The sequence below is a fragment of the Flavobacterium pallidum genome (assembly GCF_003097535.1).
GTDB lineage: Bacteria > Bacteroidota > Bacteroidia > Flavobacteriales > Flavobacteriaceae > Flavobacterium > Flavobacterium pallidum.
Genome location: NZ_CP029187.1, coordinates 1,742,582 through 1,761,336, shown reverse-complemented (window position 1 = coordinate 1,761,336; position 18,755 = coordinate 1,742,582). Strand labels below are relative to the sequence as shown.

The window sequence follows — 18,755 nt, the reverse complement described above, 5'->3', positions numbered from 1 at the left end:
ATCAGCTTTTTGAAATCTTCGCGATTATTTTCCTTTTAAGTTTGGCTGCCTGCTTTTTGATGTAGACACTGTTTGGGTAATTGTCAAAGTATTTATCGCCACCTGTAAAATGTACCCATTCCTTATGTTGCGATGCATATCTACCGGTGGCAGCTTCGATTGCTTTAATCTGGCTGTAAATAAACGGAAACAACTGATATTCATTTAATGCTAAATTGCGTGCTTCGGCAATGGCTTCAAGGCCCTCTTCCCATTTTGAAGAATTTGAAATCTCTTTAAGGTATAACGACACGTGTTTGTCTTTTGGATCAAGTTGTATGAGGGAATTTTTCGGGAAGAAGTTCTCAATACGATTGCACCCGAAATACAGCGGCATGGTATAACTTAGAAAGCAATCCGTGATTTTTTCAGTCCAATTGTAGTCATTCTGATAATTTTCATAAGCAATGGCATACTTGGATTTGCTCAGCACTTCCCATTTATCATCAATAGGGTTGATTCCGCGGCCGTAAAGTTTTACGAACTCCAAAGGCCGTATGCTTTCCAGGAAATCCATTCGGTTAATGTGCCCAACTGACGATCTTTGATTGCTGGTCACCCAAACGATATTATTGTCTTTGGATAGGGTATCGGGCTTTAAATCTGATAAAAAATCGTAATCCTTGTCCACATGCCACGGTAATGCCCCATGAGAAAGCACATTGTTCTTTTTCGTATCAAACTGATTATAAATGATTGCGGTCTGGCTGTTTCCATATTGCCGGTACATCGAAACCTCATTGGGTGGTTCAAGGCTGAAGTGAAGGATATTATTCCTGTTTACCTTTACTTTAAAGTCCTTTTTTGGAGAATCCAATATCACCAGGTAATCGCATGCTTCGACATCTTCTTCAGTAAAAGTGATATCCTTCCATTGAAAACTGCATGACGGCGTTTGGCGTTTAATATCGGGATAGGGGAAATACCTTGCTATTTTTACAATCATGGTCTTTTTGTTTTCAAGCCAAAGATAAAAAAGTTATCAAACTATCCTTAAGGCTATTGTTTTTCAGTAATTTACACCAACCCGGAAAGCACCTCAGCAATCCTGGCGCTTGTTTGGTGAATGGGTTTTCCTATTTCAAAAGCTACGAAATCCTGCTGTTCTTTTAATCTGGATTCAGGATTTTGCAATGCGTTTTCAATGTCATTGAGGAATGCTTGGCGGGTAGCGGGAATGGCGACCGCTTTACTTTTGACCACATTCCTGAGGTGCCCGTAATCCAAAAACTTGTCGATTGTCCCATATCCTTTTTCCGCATCACCATATACTGGGCATATTGCGGGTGTATCGAATAAAAATGCATCTAAAATTATCGTCGACAATATATTGACACTTACATCCGAGTATTTCAACAAAGCTTTCAATAAAACAATATCATGAAATGAAGGCACCCTTTGTGACCATAGTTCCGCATGCTTATCCCTTGTAAGCACCCAATCAGGGAAATTCCAGTATATAAAAGGGTAACGTTCCTTAAGGTACAAAAATCTCCGGGGCACGTCTGCGGGAGATGTCCTTACCATGAGGTTTGCTTTAATTTGTCCTGCTTTAATGGCATCTGCAATATCTTCAATATACAGCGGATCATTTTTACTGCTTGAATCGTTGCAGGTGAAACAGATTACGGGTAAAGTTGCATCAAATCCGAAAAGTTTAAAAAACGCTTCCTTTTCCATATTGAAATTATCCATGACATAGGGTTCGAATTGCGGCGTACCAACGACAGCAATCTGTTTCGCATTGACAGATTTATAAAACTGCAGCAGTTCGCTTTTCATAAGATCGCTCCAGACAAGGTAAAAATCGAAGTTTCCGGCCATACGCCCTTTAGAAGCAAGGTTATCCCAACTGAAAATAAAAGAAGCCGTTTTGATTTTTCTCCTTTCAGCCTGGTAAATCAACGGTGCAATGAATGGCGGTCGCTGGTGTGTAAAAAAGAGCAGGTCGATATTATCTTCATCGATTTTTTCATCAAAAGAGCGTGACAGTTCGCTTTTGCTTAATGAAAGTTGCTGCAGCCGATTGAATCTTAATATCCATCTTTCTGAATGAAAAACAGCAGTGAAAGCGAAAATGAATCTTGTTGCCAAACCACGGGTGTTCCATGATTTTGACCTGTTGATATTGTAACTGTCCAGTATGCCGAAGTTGTCGTTTTTATGCAGCCGCAGGTGCGCCACTTCTTTGGATTTCCGAAAAAACCAGGTGATAAATGACTCGCTGTAAACGTCCATTTCGACAATCTTACAGTCAGGTTTGTAATCATTATAGGCTTCGGCCGGAAGGAAAGAATAAATGACCACTTGGTTAAAATTTTTATTCGCTTCTTTTATAAAATCGGTCAGGATAAAATTCCTGAACCCCACACCATCCGTTATAACTACTCCGAGTTTTGCCATATTAAACTATTCTTTTGGTAATGATCCGATGCGGCCTAAGTCGGAATGCAGCCTGTTAATATAAAAATCTATTGGTATTGGTTCCTGCGTAAGGAAAGTAAGATTCGATTTGCTGTGATGCACCACAGGGTTCAGGAGCCATGGAATTTGCTGTTCGGTTTCGTCTTTCCAATGATTCCTTTCCAATTTCCTTAAAATCGGGTTGTTGAATGACGTTACATAGTCACACCAGTGGAATCCCATATCAAAACATTGTGCAGCAGCTTTTTTGATGTCGTTGATGGAAACGAATCGCACGCCTCCGACATTTTTTTGCAATATTGCCGTAGACCCATCTTCAAAAATGGCCGGTTCAAGCCCTGGCTGTTGCCAAAAATGCCCTTCAGGTGAAAGTATTTTTTCGTCAGTGGAAACGGGTAAAAGGATGTTTTGGATTGCGGCATCAGCAAGGTCATGCCTTACACAAATCCTGCGTTCCAGGTTGGCATACTGATACCATTTCAAAGACCGGTATAAGTTTACAGCATCGCGGTTTGCAGAAAGGTTTCCGGGTTTCCCGAAGGCATCCGCTTTTTTTATCAATGCCGGCAGGACCGGTACATTTCGCCATTCTTCCAGCACAAAAAGATTGATGTGCCAGGCATAACCGTCAGCAATTGACACGCCGAGGTGCGCTGCGATTTTATTGTCGCTGATGGCGATAATGGCATTTCCATATTCTGGATTACCGAACTGCCATTTCCAGAATTCCTTATGCTGAAGCGGATGGTTTTCCCTGTAAATCTTATGATAGAAAACAGAAAGCATTTCCCAATCATCTAATGTGGCGATGCGTATTTCCATATTATTCCTCTATAAGTTCAAACAAATGCATTTGCCCTGAATACAGGAAGGCGCAACGTTTGCCATTGAAAGCTTCAGAATTAAAAATTTCAATAAGCCGAAATCCATCGTTAGTAAGCGATTGCAATTCCATATCGAATTTGTTTGTGGTAAAAGCAATATGATAATATTGGATTCCCCTTTTAAAAAGGGCATCAAACTTGTTATTACCCTCTGCCGGCTGCACCAGTTCCAGAAATGAACCCGAACCGTTTTCGATAAAACACACTTTTACGGATTGGGTTTTTATGTCAAAAATCCCGGAAATAGCGTCTTTACCGAAAATCTTCCCGTAGTAAATAACCGCAGCATCCATATCTTTTACAAGAAGCCCTGTATGGTGGAATTTCAGGTTTTTAGCTGATTGTGGATCGACTGGCATAATTCTCCTATGGTTTTCCAATTCTGGATGTCTAAAGTAGGCAAAGTAATAGAATATTCTCGTTCTACGGCCGCTAATATCTGAATAATTGAAATGGAATCCCAGTCTTCAATTTCTGAAATCAGCAAATCATTGTGGATTACAAGTTCCGGCTGATCGAGTTCTTCACGCACAATTTCCTGTAATTTCAGTAAGATTTCGTTATGCATCTTTTTGTGATATAAAAGTTTTTAGTTCCTTAAATTGAGCCGTCCTCATTTCCCATTGCTGATCTGAGCCTGAAAAACCGAGTTTTTTATAATGATCGGCGACAAGGTGATTCTTTTCAGTAGGGATATATTCCCCTGTGATGACATCCAGTTTCCGGGAGGCAGCAAGCCTGACGATTTCATTCATTACTATTTTTTCTACACCGCGGCTCATCACCCGGCAGCTCATAAGCCAGCTTTCAATGCGTAATGTGCCACTTTGCTTTTTTAAAACAACCATACTCACCAACCCGTAATCTCCGTAAATATCCTTCAAGCTTACTGATAAGGTATCATAGTCCGGGTTTTCGGTAATTTTTACAAGATCCTGTACATCATACCGGATTGTCGTAAGGTTGTATTGGTTCGACCTTTGCGACAGCTGCGCCATCCTTGGGATGCTGAATGAGGTAAAAGGCATGATTTCAGCTTCCATTTGCAGGCTTTTCAGGTAATCGTCCTCATCGGTGAATTTTGATTTTGAGGTTACGCGTTTGGCTTCTTCCTGGTATTTTGAGGTCCTTTCGGCATCAAGCTTGTCATAAGAAACGGTTTCAAAAAGATTCATCCTTTGCAAAAATGGGAGCCATTGCGCCGGATCTTCCGGAAGTCCAGGGACCAGAACAGCAGGCAATTCTTTTGCCACCAGATTTCTTTCAAAAGGGTTGTCGTCAAGAAAAACCATCGAATCGAATCCAATATTCAGTACCGCTTGGATTTGCCTGATATTGTCTGCCTTATTATCCCAATTTGCCATGAAAACTGAAATATCTTTTAACCTCAGCACCATTTCCGGATGGTCTGTAAAAACCGATTTCGCGATGGTTTCATCATTTTTACTGCACACTGCTAAAATAATTCCGCGTCGCGAAAGTTCCTTCAGCCATTGCTGCAATTGATAATATGCCTTGCCGATACCCAGATTTCCAATCTGGATATTAACGATGCCATCGTCGCCAATGATACCGCCCCATAAGGTATTGTCGAGATCAAGAATGACACATTTCCGGAATTTCCCTGACATCGCGTTAATGGTATCATGGATGCTTGAAGCGAGATGCGGCGTAAAATCGATATCGGTAATGATCCCGGTATTGATGTAAACGGATTCTTTCCGGCGTGCATCGAAACCATATGCTGACTGCAGTAAATCGAAATCGGCGATAAACAGTTTTGGCCGTACGGTAGCCGCCAGCATCAATTCATAATTCAGTTTACGCAACTGGAATAAAAAAGAACTTTGGGTTTTATTCGCGTAATTGCCAAATATGCCGTCATTGATCGTGCAGAAATTGACAACAATCACAGTGGCATTGGAATGTTCCGTTATCGTGTCTGTGATATTATATATCTTTTCGATAAAATTTTGCGCAAGGCCGGATTTCGAATCCGGTTCCAGATTACAATAAGATGAAAAAAGGCTTTCAGAGGAAAAAAAAACAACTACGACATCAGGATTGAATTGGTACAATGATGATGCCGGATGAAGCGCCTGCATTTCAATCTGGTTAAAATCAGCTTCAAAAATATCATAATTTACGCGACTTTCATATCCGTATCCTTTCAATGCGATGGCAAGCAACTGGGTTGGTGAATCGCCCAGCACTGCGAGCCGGCGTATTGGAAATCCTGTGAAATCTTTTTTAAGGTTACTTTTCAGATGTTTGTAATCCGGTTTCATTTCGCTTCAGAATTTACACTGCCCATTATTTCATTTTTGCCGCCCGGAAGGTCATTGGTGTCAAACCTGTTCAACAGCAATGGATTACTGCCTGAGGTATTATTGCCAGGCAAGGTGGTAAAGCCAAGCTTATATCCGGTTTCCTTAGCAATTGCCGCCACTTTTTCAGATACCGCATTTCCCGATCCATACGGGTAGGAAACTGAATGCAGCGGAACCTGGCATAATTGCTCGAGGTAATTTTTGCTGGTGTGCAATTCCGAATACATGATCTCCTCAGGCTGGATCCCCAAAGGAATATGCGAATGCGTATGGCTTCCGATCTGTCCGTTTTTTGCCAGGGATTTTATTTCATCTTCAGACATATAAAGATTTTCCAGCACTTGATTTTCATCGAATTCTTGCCGGAATTTCAAATCTATAAATTCCTTTTGCACTGCTGTGGGAAGAATGACATTCAGTAAATACTTCACTTCAGCGCTACTTTTGTCATCAAAGCGATAGAAATGCTGTGCTTTCTCCTTATCTGAATCCGCTAAATCAATTTTGGCAAATGCAACCAGATCAGCATATAATTCTTTACTGGACACTACTGACCTCAGCAAGTGGATTTTATGGACCTGGCTGATTTTCTTTTCGATATGATTGATGGAATTGATAAAAAAAAGCGCTTGTAACTGCAATGATTTGAGAATAGGAACAGCAAACTGATACTGTTCTTTCAAGCCGTCATCGAAAGTAATAAGGATAAAATTTTTATCCGACAAAAGCACTTCTTCAGCGTTATCGGCCAACGCATGGGGGCTGATAAATGACCCCATGTTTTTTAGTGCGGACAACTGATTCCTGAAAGCATCGGGGGTTATCCCGAATATACTGGGATACCTTGCAGAAAAATCATCTCTTATGTAATGATAATTGCTTACTGTAAGCATGCGGCAATGGGGTTGTTTTGGATTGCCAAATATAAAAATATAATTCCGGCTAAGATAAAAACCCGGGGGTTATATGGCAAAGCCGCTTTAAACTCGTTACCTTTTCTTATTTATGGCTTTATTAATTTCAAGATTTGTTTTGAGCGCCTGGTATTCAGCGGTGAGTGAACGGAAATATTTTACGGTACATCCTATGAGGATTTTTTTAAAAAAAGAAGCTATAATCCTTGGCTTCGAAGCAAAATTTTTACCGTACAATAATGAGGATGCAATGGTTTCAATCTTGTATTTCTTAAGCCATGCTTTGTGCCCGCGGTTAATGAAATAAAAGAAAGTTTCGTTGATATCGAGAATCTCAAAACCGGCTTTCATCACCCTTTCCGACCATTCCTTGTCTTCCACAGCGAGCAGTGTTTCATCAAATTTATACGTTTCCCAAACTTGTTTATTTACAATACAGCAGGCTGCCAATAATCCGAAATTTACCGGATCTTTTGTCTTAAAGCCATTCCTGATAGCCCAATTATAATTGTCGATACCATTAATAAATCTTACACCGGCATAATTTTCAGAAGCTGAAATAGCCGCAACCGCATTTTTAAAGAAATGCTTCCCTATCGGGATGGAATGCGAGCTCAACAGTAAAATATATTTGGAGGCGGCAGCTTCTATTCCGTAATTAATGGCACGCCCATACGTAAAATTATCGATATAAATAATCCTGCAATTGAACTTCTCCGCAATCGCAACACTATCATCTGTAGAACGGTTATCCACGAGAATGATTTCGGCTATATCCTCTGAATATATTTTAGTGAGGATTGACAAGGTATTCTCCAGTGCCTTTGCTTCGTTCTTATTCCTGATTACTATTGATACCATTGCTATTATTTTTTGATTAATAAACCACTAAGACTGAGGCATTGCCAGATATGGAACGCAGACTGGATATGGCCGTCACGATATAACTGAAGTTCATTCTGCAATTGGGGAACATCAAACCACGTCGCAAATTCCGAGTTTTCAATATCCTTAAAATTATCGCTTACCCAACTTATCAAATCCTCCGCAAGCCATTCGCGTTGCGGGGTCTGTAAAGGCCTTTTCGGTGCGAAAACAAGATTTGCATCTAAATATGCTGATGCGATTTCGCGCAGCATGTATTTTGAAATCCCGTCTTTTATTTTATATTCCAACGGAAGGGCGAAAGCGAGTTCGACAAGGCGATAATCGAGGAACGGTTCCCGGAGTTCTGTCCCGTATGCCATCGACACCCTGTCATTAAATCTTAAAGCCCGCGGAAGCTTGGTATAAAACAGGTCGCGGTATTGCTTATTTTGCACCTCATCCGGAAAGGGTTGCGGATAGTTTGGTTTTTTTGCCATTTGCAGAAAATCATCAGCAAGCATATGTTGCCTGAACGGATTATCTGTAGCCTGGATGGTATGGTCATTGTCTTTCGTATAATAATCATAACCCGCCCATTGCTCGTCCATTCCCTGTCCGTCAAGCAGGACGATGGTGCCGTCTGCACGTGCCTTTTCAAATAATTTGGAATACGCCAATGTAGGTATCCCGCCGTAAGGTTCATCCTGAAAATAATGAATCTTATCCGCAAGGGCAGGAACTTCTGAAGCAGAGAGTTTTTCTTTAACCAATGGATTCCCGGTTAATGCGATCATACCTTCAACCCACGGCAATTCATCGTAACGGGAATCACCGGTATAAAACGTATAAGCCCTGATATTGTCATTTCCCTGTTCGAGTTGTACCATCGCAAGCAACACGGAGCTGTCAAGTCCGCCACTGATATTGAATCCGACGGGGACATCAGCCCTGAACCGCAAGCGGATGCTGTCTTTAAGCAGCATGGCGTATCGCTTTTCGGCTTGTTCAAAACTCAGGTTTCTTGGCTGGCTTTCGATGGCTTTTTCAAAATCGTACCATTTTTCAACCTGCAATGCGCCGTTATCATAGCTTAGGAAATGGCCGCCGGGAAGTTGGCGTACACCCGTCCAGAATGATTCATCGGTATCACCATAAGAACCATATGCAAAATAGGAAGCCCAAACAGCCTTATTCGGGATTGCAGGAATTCCGGCAGCGTGAAGGGTTTTTATTTCTGATGAAAAAAAGAAAGAATCGTTGAAATGGCTGTAATAAAACGGCTTAACGCCAAAGCGGTCCCTGGCGGCAAAAAGCTTTTTCGCTTCCTTATCCCAGATGGCAAAACTGAACATGCCATTGAGTTTATCAAGGCAGGCACTTCCCCATTTGATGAAGGCAGCCATCAAAACTTCCGTATCCGAATTCGTCTTGAAGTCATATTCCGGAAGCAATTCCCTTAGTTCGATGTAATTGTAGATCTCACCATTAAAGACCATTATAAAATTACCGCAGCCGCTTATGAATGGCTGATTTGCTTCAGCTGATAAATCTATAATACTGAGCCTGTTGTGGCCAAGGCTGATTTCATTTTCGATGTTATGGCTGCCCGTAAAATCCGGTCCCCGGTGTTGTTGTGCAGCCAGCATGACGCCAATTAATCCTGAGTTTGCCGAAGTTCCCACTATGCCTGTGATCCCGCACATACTATGATAATTGTTTTATGAAATTTTCAGCAATAAAATTTTCGGTCATCTGCATGGATTCAAAAGTAGCTCCTGCAATATGCGGGGTAATGATAATATTCTGATTGTCGATCGCCAGTTTCACCAACGGATTCAGGTTTATCCGACTATACTCATCACTCAAAACATCCGTTGCCACACCGGAGAGGTGCCCTGCTGTAAGCAAACGGGCCACTTCGTTTTCATCCCATACATTTCCCCTCGACGTATTAACCAATATTGCTCCGGGTTTGCAGCAAGCCAATAATTTATGATTCAGGTATAATTGGTTTTTCACATCGCCGGGAATGTGGATGCAAACTGCATCAGCCCAGGAAAAAAGGAGTTCCGGATCCTTGAAACTGTTAACAGTACAGCTTTTCACGGCCAAATCATAATAAGAAACTGCCATCCCGAAGGCATTTGCATAATTTGCTACCTGGCTCCCTACGCGCCCTAATCCTAAAATCCCCAACTTCATGCCTTTGAGGTTGTGGCCTTTGAAGGCATCACGGTTCCAGTTTCCGGTCTTCACATCATTGAAAGAAGATGGTATTCTTTTAATCAAGGCCATCAAAAGCGCCCAGGTATGTTCTGCAGTGGAAGGAATGGTATTCAAAAAATCTGATTGCCCTTTTAATGAGATTATGGTTCCGCCATTGGCTTCAAAAAAATCAGTATCTACATGGTCAAGGCCTGTGGTAGCGGTAAGTATAAACCGAAGTTTTGGAGCTTTGCTCAAAATGGCCTTATCAATTTTAAACCGAAGCCTTATAAAAAGTACGTCGTAGTCTGCAATACATTCTCCAAGCGCAGCAACAGTATGCAGGTCTTTTTGATGCACTTCAAATTTTTCGCTAAGTATCCTAAGCGCTTCAGCACTGAAATTTTCAGATTCCGTAATGAGTATTTTCATCTTTCCATGCTTCATATAAAATCTCAGTAATTTTAAAATCCCTGGCATTATCTACGTTTGCGAGCCACTCGGCATTCATGGTGTAGGGCATCTTTTTTTTCACCATAAAAGATTTTTCCCTTAGAAAAGCGTCGGTCCTTACGGCATAAAAGCAGCCATTCCTGAGATAAACAGGTTCCAGATCCTGGCGTCGGGCAGTTTCCTGATTTTGGATGTAAGGAATCAGTTCATGAGACGGATTCACAGTATACATCCTGGCGGGGTGCGTATCATCAACCTGAATCACACTGACTGCGCCGTCTGTATCCGGATTATTTTCCAAAAGGGATAATATGGCATCCAGATCTGAAGATAAGCGCAAGGGCGAAGTGGGCTGTAAAAGCACAATGGTGTCAAATTCCTCACCTATTTCCTGCAACACGTGCTCCACTGCACTGACAACATTGCTTTCATCCGAAGCGAGTTCTGCAGGCCTTTTAATGACTTCTGCTCCGGATTTTTCAGCGGCCTGAGTAATTTGATCGCAATCCGTAGTCACAATGATCCGGCTTATTTTCGACGATCCTTTAGCACACAAAACTGCATGTGCAATCAGCGGAATTCCTCCAAGTAATTTGAGGTTTTTCCCTGGCAGCCCCTTTGACCCTCCCCTAGCCGGTATCACTGCAAGCGTTTTCATTAATAGGTAATGGTTTTGTGGAAACGAAGCTCTAATGTAGCGAGTAATCCTGCTATTTCTTTCCCGGCATTTCCCCCGCCATAGACCTGTGATGGTTGGGGATGATGCGACTTAATCATCTTATGGATTGATGTAGCTATCTCATCCCTGTCATAATCTACATCAATGACATTATTGCCCCGGTCCCTTTTGTTCTGGCGCGAACCGATATTGATCACAGGCACTCCCAGATAGGCGCACTCCCTGATCCCTACGCTCGAATTTCCGATCAATCCAAGTGAATTATTCAACAACACCAGGAAATCGTCACCTTCCATATTCTTAAAAAAATGGACGTGCCCCAGCCTGTTTGATTCCCTGAAACTCCTGATTCCTGTAGAGGTTCCGTCAGCACCGGCATCAACATTGGGCCAAAACCACAGTGTCGGGATATCCAGTGCGGCAATTGCGGCCAGGGTTTCCCCGATATGTTTCCTCGAATCCTTATATTCCGTAGTAACAGGGTGCTGCATGACTACAAGATAGCCATTGGAAAGATCCGGCTTCGCACCCACGCCACCGTATTTTTCGTAAGGATCAAAATTCAATGCGGACAAACTTTTAATTTCAGAAGCAATGTCTATAGAAGGACAACCGGTATTGAACACGAAATCTGGGTTTTCTCCTAATTTCACGACCCGTTCCCGGGCTTTATCTGAAGCTGTAAAGTGATAGTCGGCCAGCTTTGTAATGGCATGTCGGACTTTCTCATCAATATTTCCGGTGACTTCTCCGCCCTGGATGTGCGCCAGCGGAATATTCATATAAGATGCGGAGACGGCTGTTGCCATGGTCTCGAACCGGTCGGCAACGGTCACTACAATATCCGGGGCAAGGTTATCAAAAACGGTTGAAAGTTCTAAAATCCCGATTCCGGTGGTTTTGGCAGCGGCCGTGAGGTTTTCGCCTTCTAAAACATTGAAGACTTTAGCCGCGATGGCAAACCCGTCTTTTTCAATATAATTCACTGCCGACCCATAACGGTCCAATAAAGCCGAGGCAGCAACAATCAACTGCAGTTCTAATCCGGGGTGCTCCTGGATTGCCCTTAAGACCGTTTTTACCCTGCTGTAGGAAGGCCTCGCGGTAATCACAACGGCAATTTTTCTTTTATTCATACAAATCTTCTTTGTTTAAGAAACTCCATTGCGTCTTATCGGAAGCCAATTTTTTTCCAATGACATTTTGAAAATCTGCAGCGTCAATCCCGTATCCCCTGGGTTTTTTGGCCTCAAGGTCTTCGAAAGAAATGACATGGCCCCTAGGCAATGGCTTGTTTATTGCGAGCGATTTTTCAAATATCTGTTTTATGGCATGAAACCCGGTATTGTCTTGCTTATCTACCGGATTGTGCAAGGCTGATTTGATATTCCTGACCGATTTTACCAACAATGCAATTTCAGGAATTGTAAGTGACGATTTAGCATCCGGCCCAAACTGATTCCGGTCAAAAACAACATGGAATTCCAGGATTTCTGCCCCTAAGGCTGTAGCGGCGATACAAGTTTCAATTGTTGACGAATGGTCTGAATATCCGACTTTTACACCATATCTTGCTTTCAATTCAGAAATAACATTTAATCCAAATTGTTCAGGTAATGTAGGATAAGACGTCGTACATTGCAGTATGGAGAAATCCACATTCCGGCTTTTTAGGAAATTTACAGCCGAATCCAACTCGGTGTAACTGCTCATCCCGGAAGATAAAATAACCGGTTTTCCAGTTCGTGCTATTTTTTCAAGCATCAGGAAATTCGTCACTTCGCCTGATCCTATCTTGTATTTTTCAACGCCAATCTGTTCGAGCCAGTCGACAGCCAGGTTGCTGAATGGGGAGCACAGGAATTCCAGTCCGGCGGCATCACAATGCTTTTTGATGCCTTTCCATTGTTCCAGTGTAAATTCCATTCTTTTCCAGTAGTCAAACCGGGTAGCATCCTGGTGGGAAAATTTTACGCGAAAGGGTTCAAATTCGCTGCTTTCAGCCTCAGCGATATGCATCTGGAATTTTACAGCATCAATACCGGTGGCCGCCAGCGCATCGATGTAGGCATACACCTGACCCAGGCTACCGTCATGAGCCTGGCCAACTTCTGCTATAATATAAGGGAACTGCATTTTCAAAAAGGGCAAATTAATCGTCTCAAAAATACTACTTATATGGTTTGAAATATTTTTTTTGCAAAAAAACCAAAGTGATTTGCCATAATATCCGGAAGCAGTTTTATTATTTCGCTTTCATTTCCGGCGCCCAATATATCTTCGTATCTGCCAATTGCCGGTACCTTTCATATTCTTTTGAGGTTAACCCGTTTCGTTGCCTTACTATTCTTGGGACTGCAAGCAACAAATCGATGGATGCCTGCGTAAGTGCTTTCAATGCTTTGAAATCCCCTTTGAACACTTTTTTTAGCTGCATCCAAATAGAATATGTAAAAATGCCCGGGATCTTTTTTAACGGATAAAACAAAAAAAACAAATACCAGCCCGACCTCAAAGAATGACGGAGGCGGCGTGTATAATCTTTCTGGATTTTCCTTCCCCTGACGTCAACCCTGTGGTGTACCAGAACTGCAGGAAGGTAATGCACTTCCATGTTTTTTCTGAAAAGCTCATATGCCGCGAAGTCTTCCTCTCCGTAAAACACAAACCATTCGGGATAATCAGGGATCTTGTTCCAGCTCTCCATACGCCAGGCGTGGCCACAGCCAACAAAACCCTTCACTCTTTCCGGCTTTTCATCTGATGTTTTAAAAACCGGCTCGGTGCTTCCCCAGAATATCCGCATCGCGATAAGCCCGCATTTCGGATGATCGAAAAAATAATTCTTTATTTCTTCAAGCGGATAATCGGAAAGGATATTCGCATCATCGTCTAATGAAATGGCAAATTCCGCAAGCGTATTATTCAACATTTTGTTTCTGCAGTATAAATAGCCTTGAGACTTTTCATTCCTTAGCAGCAATACCGATGGAAAATTCGTTTTGACATATTCGAATGTCCCATCATCTGAACCGTCATCATAAACCACTACTTCGGTATCCCGATTTACTATTCCAGAAAGGCGTTGCAGTGTAACGGCGAGCTCGTCGCGTCTGTTTTTGGTAGAAATCAAGATTGCAAAAACTGGTTGGCCCATCGCTATTACCGGAGTTTTTCAATTGCCGTCCTCAGATAATCTGCGGACAAATATTCCTTAAGGTCATTCCTGTTAAGCAACAGGTTTTGCTTGTCATACTTCCAGGCCATATAAAGCTTTTCTATGAGCCCGGCAATCTTTTCCACATCATCGGCTTCAGACCAGAAGGGGTAATCATGTCCCAATAGACGCCTTGTTTCGCTGTAATATGGTGCAAGGGACAGTATGATTTTGTTTGCAGAAACACAGTGCGGGAACTTCGCCGGGAGAAAGGGGCTGATTTCGGATTTTGATTCTAAAATGATATTGACATCTGCATTCTTTTGCAGGTTAAATACCGTGTCAAAAGCAAGTCCTGACGTTTTTAAATAAATCTCCGGCTCAAATTTCTTATAATTTTCCAGCATTTCCAGATGATAATCGGCAGCGCCTATCAGCAATAAGCGTGAATCGGGTCGGACGTCCGGATTGTTTTCAAGAAACTTCACAAAACCCTTCAGCAATCCTTCCGGAGACCGTTGCTTCATTAAGTTGCCTGCGTGTAATAAATTGAATTTTGTTTCGTCAAAATAATGCGGGAACGCAATATCTTTAACCTCATAATCGGCATTTTGATGGGGAATGAGGATTCCGGTCTTCAGGAAATTCTCGAAATAACTGCCCATCCACTCCATGAGCAACAGGCTTGGGAAAGCGCTATACCTGGCTTTTTCAGAAACTTCCCTGAAGAAATTTTCTTTTTGCCTGTAACTGCTTTCAATCCAATTGTAGGGCCTTGGGTAAAAGTGAAATGGGAAAGGATCATGCACGTAAGCCATCCATTTGTTATGGAATCCGGGTAATTCCAACAGTGCATAATGCGGCCTGAAACTCGAACCTTTGCTAAGTGTCATGACCAGATCAGGGTCAAATTTATTGTTTTTAAGTGCTTTTACAATACTATGGGCATCATTAAAAAAAGTAAAGGAAAATCCGAAAATACCTTGCAGGAAATGCGACATTTCAATGTTGAACCTGCGGCTCAGCACACGCTGGATGCGGCTTAAGAAATACAACGGGCTGTATTTTATTTCTTTAATCGCATGTGTTTTCACATCTTTAAGCGAAATCTCCCTTAAAGTGTAATGGTAAACTTCAATATCGTAACCGGCAGCGGCGAGGTTATGGATCAATGCCACATTCGCCTTGGAGCCGCTACTGTCCTCAATATCAATGGAGTCTGTTACAATTAATATTTTCCTGATCGAATTCAACCGGTGGGTTTAAATAATTTATAATCTTTTATCAGCATGGGATGCAAAAACAGAGAAAGCTTAAACTGAAAGCCTTCAAACAAATATATTATAATTTAAAGCAAATGCCCTGGTTGCATTAGGTATCATTTCAACAAAGTTTCATGGATATTTTTGAGTATTTTCTTTTCCGAAAAACAATCCTCAACAGCCAAATCACATTGTTGCTGATAGTCGTTGTAATGTGCCAGCAGTTCCATAAATCCGGAGTACAATTCGTCCGGATCATTTGAAGACACCACAACGCCTGCCTTGTATTGCTTCAGCAAATCGCCTACTGTAGAGTCTGCCGGGCCGTGGTACAAAAAAGGGATCCGCGCGCCGATATAGGTAATGACTTTGGTAGGCAATGACATCTGGGCAAAATGCAGCCGTTCCGCATCAAGGTCGTCACAGGCATATCCGAGTGTAGTGGTTTTAAGGATGGTATTGAATTCCGTTTCGTTAATATGGTCGAATACTTTTACAGTATCAGATTCAAACTTCTTTAATTTGGGATCAAAAAGCACCAGGTTCGCCTCGTTTATATCATTCAATTGTGCGACTGAATCAATCAAAGGCATGGGCCATGGCGCAGCAGCATTGCCATATCCGCCCATAAGTATGTTGATTTTTGCGTCTTGCATTGCTTCATTTTTCGGAAAATCTTCGGGAATGGTGCGTGTAATGACAAATGGTTTGACATCAAACTGTTGTTCATATTCCATTTTCATCCGTGAGGAAATAACATCAATGGAAGCCGCTTTTTTTAAAATCGTGCCTAAAATATGCCTGGCTTTTTGTTTTTTCGACGGAGCGGTTTCGACAACCGGATCATCATGGACAGAAACATGGATTGGAATATTGACGTATTGCATTAACACCGACAGGCGGTAGCATTGTGGATAGGATGTCGGGACGACGGCCCACAATTTGTCTACTTCATGCTGTTGAAGGAACTTACGGAAACGCCATGCAAACAATACCGACTCCATGTGAAGTAAATAATCTGAAAATGCACGGCCTCTGAAAAAACCGGCCCTGAAATCAAGAATATCAATTCCGTTGTAGCTTTCTTCATTTATTTTTTTTGCTGACGGAAGTGTCCAGAGGAATTTAATCCCTTCAGGCGGGTTTCTGGTAAGGCTGCGCATGATCACGCCACCACCCCAGCCTCCGGAAGGAAGGTATTCGGCCAAAATTAAAATCCTTTTCACCTTCTTCACAACCTTTTATGCCAGTTTTCGGTAATCTCTTCAAAAACCATGGAAAGGTTTTTCGTTAGTTTCCAATCGGGGTAATGGCTTTGTATTTTCGACAAATCCGAATAGTAACAGATGTGGTCGCCGGAGCGGTGTTCTTCTACATATTCATATTTCATTTCTTTACCGGATATTGACGAGATCAGGCTGAAAGCTTCCAGAATCGAAATGGAATTTGATTTGCCTCCGCCTATATTATACACTTCACCCGATCGCGGTTTTTTTATGAACTGTTCAATAAAGGAAGCCACATCATAAGAATGGATATTGTCCCGGACCTGTTTCCCTTTATATCCGAAGACCTTGTATACTTTTTCTTCGAGGTTGGTCTTTATCAGGTAGCTCAGAAAACCGTGAAGCTCCACACCGGAATGGTTTGGCCCGGTTAGGCAGCCCCCGCGAAGGCAGGTGGTATTCATCCCGAAATACCTTCCGTATTCCTGCACCATCACATCGCCGGAAAGTTTTGATGCGCCAAAAAGGGAATGCTTGCTTTGATCAATGGTGAAATTTTCGCTGATCCCATTGCTGAAAGCCGCGTCATCATATTCCCAACGCAATTCAAGTTCCTTCAGTCTGATGTTGTTTGGCGCATCACCATATACCTTGTTGGTTGACAAATGAATGAAAGGAGATTCCGGTGTAAAACGACGGCAGGCTTCCAGCAGGTTCAGCGTTCCGGTAGCATTTACATCAAAATCGTCAAAGGGCCTGGAAGCGGCAAGGTCATGGCTGGGCTGGGCCGCAGTGTGTACAATGACATCGGGTTTGTGTTTTTCGATAAACTGCAAAACCTGCTGCCTGTCGCGGATATCGATTTCGAAATGCCTGAAGTTTTTAAACTGGTTCAGCAATCGCTGCTGGTTCCATCTTGTATCACCTCCTGCCCCGAAAAAATCGGCGCGCATATTATTGTCAATGCCGATCATGTTATTGTCGAGCGCGGCAAAATAGCTGACTACTTCGCTGCCTATAAGACCACTGGAACCTGTAACTAATATTTTCATAGTATCCGAATTCGGCTGTTTTTATGGGTTACGGTGATGATTTTCCTGTAACTTTTTGTATACGTTAATGTAGCTTTCTGCGTGTTTTTCAGTATTGAAGTTGACATGCGCCTGCCTTTTTATGGCTTCCCTTTGGAAAAGATGGATGTTCTGGACAGCCTTTGTCAATGCTTTTGCTAAAGCGCTACCGCTAATCTCTTCAGCAGTTTCTCCGTTAATTCCATTTTTGATATACTGCTGCATTCCTCCGACAGGGAACGAAACCACAGGAGTTCCGCAGGCCAATGATTCTAAAAGCACATTAGGAAGGTTTTCGTCGCGGCTTGGCAAAACAAAAATATCGGCTAAATTATAAATATTTGCCATTTCTTCATCATCATTGATATATCCGAAATCAAAAAATCTGAATGTTTCAAATACAGCCCTGTCTCCGCTACCTACCAGTAGTAAGCATATGTCTGATGTATCAATCGATTGTAAGGCATTAATTAAAAGATCAAGCCCTTTGTTTTTATCCGCAAAATCTGAAACTACATATAAGATGTGGGTGTGGGATTGATTTAATTTATATTGTTGCTTTAAACGGGTCCGGTCCTGGCGCCTGAAATAAATTTCCGGAACAGCATTTGGTATCTCATACAGGGAAATACTTCCAAAAACGTTCCTTTTTTCCACCTCGTCACAAAGCCATTGGGAAGGTGCGACGATGGCTGCATTTTGTAAATCCCTGAGTATTCCTGATTTATACCTGCGTACTTCTTCATCGAGTATGCCGGCCTTTAAACGATTATGGGCTTCATCCGTGCGAAGATGAAACATCCCGGCAATGGGATTAATGTCATGTAAGGTCCAGGCCAACGGTTTTTTCAGGTTTTTGAAAAACCGTCCGTAATCGATCAGGTTCTGGACTGCGTGAAGATGAATGATATCGGCTTCCTTTATTTCCTTAATATGATTTAGGGAAATTCCTTTTACGGGTAATGACACCATTGTATATTCCAACTCATGCCTCAGGCTGCGCAATTGTTTTTCAAAAGGATGATACCATCCGGATTTCTTCCTGATTTTCGACACTAAACGGGTCCATAATGTATGGTGTGGGTTGAGCAATATGGTATGGTTCCCGTTAATGTCCGTAAGTGGTTTTTCACCAAAAGACATAAAAACCGAATCAATGTTTGCAGCCAAAAGCGCATTGTGCATCCTGAATGCAGCCTTCCCTGCCCCGCCTTTATAGTTGGTGCATATGTGTACTACTTTCAT

At 42.2% G+C, this 18,755-nt stretch carries 18 protein-coding genes; all 18 read right to left on the bottom strand.

Features of this window, described 5'->3' with window-relative positions; all coding sequences use genetic code 11:
- Position 1: 1 nt before the first annotated feature.
- Positions 2-985 carry a glycosyltransferase family 10 domain-containing protein gene (locus HYN49_RS07040; protein WP_108903459.1) on the bottom strand — a complete coding sequence of 328 codons (984 nt, stop codon included), beginning with the start codon at positions 983-985 and terminating at the stop codon, positions 2-4.
- A 71-nt stretch (positions 986-1,056) separates the two neighbouring features.
- Positions 1,057-2,442 (bottom strand): hypothetical protein, encoded by a 1,386-nt coding sequence (locus tag HYN49_RS07035; RefSeq protein ID WP_108903458.1) that lies wholly within the window; start codon positions 2,440-2,442, stop codon positions 1,057-1,059.
- A gap of 6 nt (positions 2,443-2,448) precedes the next feature.
- The gene (locus HYN49_RS07030) at positions 2,449-3,285 is read right to left on the bottom strand and encodes a hypothetical protein (RefSeq protein WP_108903457.1); all 837 of its coding nucleotides are present in this window, start codon (positions 3,283-3,285) and stop codon (positions 2,449-2,451) included.
- Between the two features lies 1 nt (position 3,286).
- Complete coding sequence (locus HYN49_RS07025) at positions 3,287-3,706, bottom strand: VOC family protein (protein WP_108903456.1); 420 nt, start codon at positions 3,704-3,706, stop codon at positions 3,287-3,289.
- The gene (locus HYN49_RS07020) at positions 3,673-3,915 is read right to left on the bottom strand and encodes an acyl carrier protein (protein ID WP_108903455.1); all 243 of its coding nucleotides are present in this window, start codon (positions 3,913-3,915) and stop codon (positions 3,673-3,675) included. Before HYN49_RS07020 ends, HYN49_RS07025 begins: the two co-directional genes overlap by 34 nt.
- Positions 3,908-5,635 carry an HAD-IIIC family phosphatase gene (locus tag HYN49_RS07015; protein ID WP_108903454.1) on the bottom strand — a complete coding sequence of 576 codons (1,728 nt, stop codon included), beginning with the start codon at positions 5,633-5,635 and terminating at the stop codon, positions 3,908-3,910. The genes HYN49_RS07020 and HYN49_RS07015 overlap by 8 nt, the downstream gene beginning before the upstream one ends.
- Entirely contained in the window at positions 5,632-6,456 is an 825-nt protein-coding gene (locus HYN49_RS07010; protein WP_181369009.1) for a polysaccharide deacetylase family protein, read from the bottom strand. The genes HYN49_RS07015 and HYN49_RS07010 overlap by 4 nt, the downstream gene beginning before the upstream one ends.
- A gap of 210 nt (positions 6,457-6,666) precedes the next feature.
- Positions 6,667-7,452 (bottom strand): glycosyltransferase family 2 protein, encoded by a 786-nt coding sequence (locus HYN49_RS07005; protein ID WP_108903452.1) that lies wholly within the window; start codon positions 7,450-7,452, stop codon positions 6,667-6,669.
- A gap of 5 nt (positions 7,453-7,457) precedes the next feature.
- Positions 7,458-9,161 (bottom strand): asparagine synthase (glutamine-hydrolyzing), encoded by a 1,704-nt coding sequence (asnB, locus tag HYN49_RS07000; RefSeq protein WP_108903451.1) that lies wholly within the window; start codon positions 9,159-9,161, stop codon positions 7,458-7,460.
- A 1-nt stretch (position 9,162) separates the two neighbouring features.
- The gene (locus tag HYN49_RS06995) at positions 9,163-10,095 is read right to left on the bottom strand and encodes an NAD(P)-dependent oxidoreductase (protein WP_181369008.1); all 933 of its coding nucleotides are present in this window, start codon (positions 10,093-10,095) and stop codon (positions 9,163-9,165) included.
- On the bottom strand, positions 10,070-10,774 hold the full coding sequence (locus HYN49_RS06990) for an acylneuraminate cytidylyltransferase family protein (RefSeq protein WP_108903449.1): 705 nt from the start codon (positions 10,772-10,774) through the stop codon (positions 10,070-10,072). Before HYN49_RS06990 ends, HYN49_RS06995 begins: the two co-directional genes overlap by 26 nt.
- Positions 10,774-11,931, bottom strand: a complete 1,158-nt coding sequence (gene neuC / locus HYN49_RS06985) for a UDP-N-acetylglucosamine 2-epimerase (protein ID WP_108903448.1) — start codon at positions 11,929-11,931, stop codon at positions 10,774-10,776. The genes HYN49_RS06990 and neuC overlap by 1 nt, the downstream gene beginning before the upstream one ends.
- Positions 11,924-12,931, bottom strand: a complete 1,008-nt coding sequence (locus HYN49_RS06980; protein ID WP_108903447.1) for an N-acetylneuraminate synthase family protein — start codon at positions 12,929-12,931, stop codon at positions 11,924-11,926. Before HYN49_RS06980 ends, neuC begins: the two co-directional genes overlap by 8 nt.
- A gap of 109 nt (positions 12,932-13,040) precedes the next feature.
- Entirely contained in the window at positions 13,041-13,952 is a 912-nt protein-coding gene (locus HYN49_RS06975; protein WP_108903446.1) for a glycosyltransferase family 2 protein, read from the bottom strand.
- Between the two features lie 5 nt (positions 13,953-13,957).
- The gene (locus HYN49_RS06970) at positions 13,958-15,205 is read right to left on the bottom strand and encodes a glycosyltransferase family protein (protein WP_108903445.1); all 1,248 of its coding nucleotides are present in this window, start codon (positions 15,203-15,205) and stop codon (positions 13,958-13,960) included.
- A 125-nt stretch (positions 15,206-15,330) separates the two neighbouring features.
- Positions 15,331-16,440 (bottom strand): glycosyltransferase family protein, encoded by a 1,110-nt coding sequence (locus tag HYN49_RS06965; RefSeq protein ID WP_219928759.1) that lies wholly within the window; start codon positions 16,438-16,440, stop codon positions 15,331-15,333.
- A 5-nt stretch (positions 16,441-16,445) separates the two neighbouring features.
- Positions 16,446-17,492, bottom strand: a complete 1,047-nt coding sequence (locus HYN49_RS06960; RefSeq protein ID WP_108903443.1) for an NAD-dependent epimerase/dehydratase family protein — start codon at positions 17,490-17,492, stop codon at positions 16,446-16,448.
- Between the two features lie 21 nt (positions 17,493-17,513).
- Positions 17,514-18,755: a glycosyltransferase gene (locus HYN49_RS06955; RefSeq protein ID WP_108903442.1), complete on the bottom strand. Its 1,242-nt coding sequence runs from the start codon at positions 18,753-18,755 to the stop codon at positions 17,514-17,516.